Annotated in this window: 4 protein-coding genes and 1 pseudogene; 4 read left to right on the plus strand and 1 reads right to left on the minus strand. The window is 67.3% G+C overall.

The genetic code is table 11. The features are described 5' to 3' along the window. The 4 genes and pseudogenes from V3572_RS13440 to V3572_RS13455 all read left to right on the plus strand — a co-directional run. A pseudogene (locus V3572_RS13440) lies at nt 1-708 on the plus strand (hypothetical protein); the annotation flags it as partial. Between the two features lie 61 nt (nt 709-769). After that, the gene (locus V3572_RS13445; protein ID WP_332111527.1) at nt 770-1,081 is read left to right on the plus strand and encodes a YbaB/EbfC family nucleoid-associated protein; all 312 of its coding nucleotides are present in this window, start codon (nt 770-772) and stop codon (nt 1,079-1,081) included. Nucleotides 1,082-1,138: 57 nt separating this feature from the next. Beyond that, complete coding sequence (gene recR / locus V3572_RS13450) at nt 1,139-1,744, plus strand: recombination mediator RecR (protein WP_332111528.1); 606 nt, start codon at nt 1,139-1,141, stop codon at nt 1,742-1,744. Between the two features lie 19 nt (nt 1,745-1,763). Next, nucleotides 1,764-2,309, plus strand: a complete 546-nt coding sequence (locus tag V3572_RS13455; protein ID WP_332111529.1) for a pyruvate ferredoxin oxidoreductase subunit gamma — start codon at nt 1,764-1,766, stop codon at nt 2,307-2,309. On the opposite strand, the gene V3572_RS13460 is transcribed toward V3572_RS13455, so the two are convergent. Then, on the minus strand, nt 2,285-2,602 hold a 318-nt coding region (locus tag V3572_RS13460; protein ID WP_332111530.1), incomplete at its 5' end, for a hypothetical protein. The genes V3572_RS13455 and V3572_RS13460 overlap by 25 nt on opposite strands.

Raw genomic sequence — 2,602 nt, forward strand, 5'->3', positions numbered from 1 at the left:
GGACACGGCGGCGCAGGCCGTGCGCCTGGGCGCTTTCGATTATGTCTTCAAACCCCGCGCCGCTACGGGGCCGATGCGCCCCGGGGACCGGTCAGCGCGCCGACCCGGACGGCCTCCCCGCCGCCTTCTCCCGAGGCCGCGCCGCCGCGTCGCCCGGACGGCGATTCCGGGCCGCCCGAGGGTCTGGAATCCCCCCCGGCGTTTGAGGACGGTCCCCCGCCTTATGACGACGAACCGCCTGCGGATGCCCGGGCGACATACGACGAAGCTGCGCTGCCGCCGATCCGCGACGGGGCGGAGGCTATGGCCGGGGCCGCCGTGTCTTCCGGTCCCAAGGGGCCGCCCACCTGGGAGGGCTTTTTGCGATATTACGACACGGCCAGGAAGGGCGGCCTGGGCATCATCCCCGGCCTGCGGCAGGCCGGGGGGCGCTTTGCCCCGGATCTGGGACCGGCCGGAACCCTGGTGGTGGCCTGCGGCAACGAGTTCAACCGGGAACAGTTAAAAAGCCCCGACGCCCTGCGCAAGCTCACCCAGGTGGCCAGCGACTATTTCGGACCCGGCGCGGCCGTGTCCGTGGAGGAGCCGGGCGGCGAGGCCCGGCCGGGAAACGGGGAACTGAAGGCCTATGTTCTGGAACGTCCCGAGGTGCGCCGGGCCATGGCCGATTTCGGGGCCGAGGTCATTGGCGTCATGCCGCGCGGATAGCCCGCCGGGACTGGAATGTAATGATAATTCCGGGCGCCATGCCGCCCGGCTGGAGGATCGCATGAGAGGAATGAACGATTTGGTGCGTCAGGCCCAGATCATGCAGAAAAAGATGGCCAAGGTGCAGGAAGATCTGGCGGCCAGGACCGTCGAGGGCACCTCCGGCGGCGGCATGGTGGTGGCCGTGGTCAACGGCGCCAACGAGTTGCAGGGCCTGCGCATCGACGCCTCCGTGGTGGACCCAAGTGATGTAGAGATGCTCCAGGATCTGATCGTGGCCGCCGTGGCCGACGGGGTGAAGAAGTCCAAGGAGATGGCCGAGGCGGAAATGGGCCAGATCACGGGCGGAATCAAAATCCCCGGACTCTTTTAATCGGGCGCGGGCCGGGGTATGGTGTGCCGGGAATGGTCAAGAAACGGGTAGGGGTGCATGGCCAAGCTGCCTAAGCCCCTGACCGACGTGGTGGAGGAGTTGGCCCGGCTGCCGGGGCTGGGGCCGAAATCGGCCCTGCGGGTGGCCATGACCCTTTTGCAGTGGCCCAGGGAACGGACCATGGACCTGGGGCGGCGCATCGGCGATCTGCGGGAGCGAATGTGCCTGTGTTCGCGGTGCGGGGGCTTAAGCGAAACCGAGGTCTGCCCGGTATGCGCGGACCCCACGCGCGGCGACGAGGAGTTGTGTCTGGTGTCGCAATGGGATTCGGTGCTCGTTTTGGAGGAGGCCGGCGGCTTTCGGGGCCGGTATCTGATCCTGGGCGGGCTGCTCGATCCCTTGGAAGGCGTCGGCGCGGGAAATTTGGCCTTTGGGCGGTTGGCCGAGAGGCTTCGCGAGGGGCAGGTGCGTGAGCTGGTCCTGGCGCTCGGCACCACCTTGCAGGCCGAAACCACGGCCTCGCATATAAAAAACATGGTGGCCAGGGACCATCCCGGGGTGCGTCTGACCCGGCTGGCCCAGGGGATTCCTCTGGGGAGCGAGGTCAAGTACGTGGACCGGGAGACGCTGAAGCAGTCAGTGCGCTATCGGCAGGATGTGTGAACCAAATCGGGGGGACGCTATGATCGAGATCAGGATTCATGGACGCGGCGGCCAGGGCGGCGTGACGTCGGCCGAGCTTCTGGCCCGGGCGGCCATCGCCCAGGGCATGTACGCCCAGGCCTTTCCGAGCTTCGGGCCGGAGCGGCGCGGCGCGCCTGTTGTGGCCTTCGTGCGCGTGGACGACAAGCCCATCCGCATCCGTGAGCGGGTATACAGCCCCAACGTGGTCTTGGTTCTGGACCCCACCCTGTTGGATATCGTCAATGTAGCCGAGGGCCTCAAAGACGGCGGCAAGGTGGTGGTGAACTCTCCCGAGAAGGCCGAGACGCTCAAGTCCAAGCACGGCTGGCCCACGGTGGCCCAGGTGGACGCCCAGACCGTGGCCCTGGAGGAGCTTGGGGTGGCCATCACCAACACCACCATGCTCGGGGCGCTTCTCAAAGCCACGGACATCCTGCCGCTTTCGGCTCTGCACGAGGTCATCGACGACCGCTTCGGCCCCAAGCTGGGACCGAAAAACTACAAGGCCTTTGAACGGGCTTACAACGAGACGGTGGAAAACTGAGCCGTGTCGTGACGTTGCGGATGTGCGGGACGCGCCCGTGCGATCCCCGGGGCCGTGTGGACGGCTGCCGGGGATCGCGCGGCGCGTGTGCGGGCTGCCGCCGGGCACCAAAACCCTGCGGAAAGGTTGAACGCAGGCTCTGCGCGCGGCGGAATGTAGAACGCAAGTTTCCCTGCAGGAACAGCGCCTGCGAGGCCCAGCGTCGCAATTGTGTTGCGCGGCATGTCGACAACCGTGCGCGTGCGGCCGTCGGGGCCGATCGTGCCGACGTACGTGTCGCCGTTGAGCCACAC

The organism is Desulfolutivibrio sp., assembly GCF_036584575.1.
Lineage (GTDB): Bacteria > Desulfobacterota > Desulfovibrionia > Desulfovibrionales > Desulfovibrionaceae > Desulfolutivibrio.

Coding starts and splice junctions, on each gene's coding strand:
- V3572_RS13445 (WP_332111527.1), top strand. CDS start 770: ATGAGAGGAATGAACGATTTGGTGCGTCAGGCCCAGATCATGCAGAAA.
- recR (WP_332111528.1), top strand. CDS start 1,139: ATGGCCAAGCTGCCTAAGCCCCTGACCGACGTGGTGGAGGAGTTGGCC.
- V3572_RS13455 (WP_332111529.1), top strand. CDS start 1,764: ATGATCGAGATCAGGATTCATGGACGCGGCGGCCAGGGCGGCGTGACG.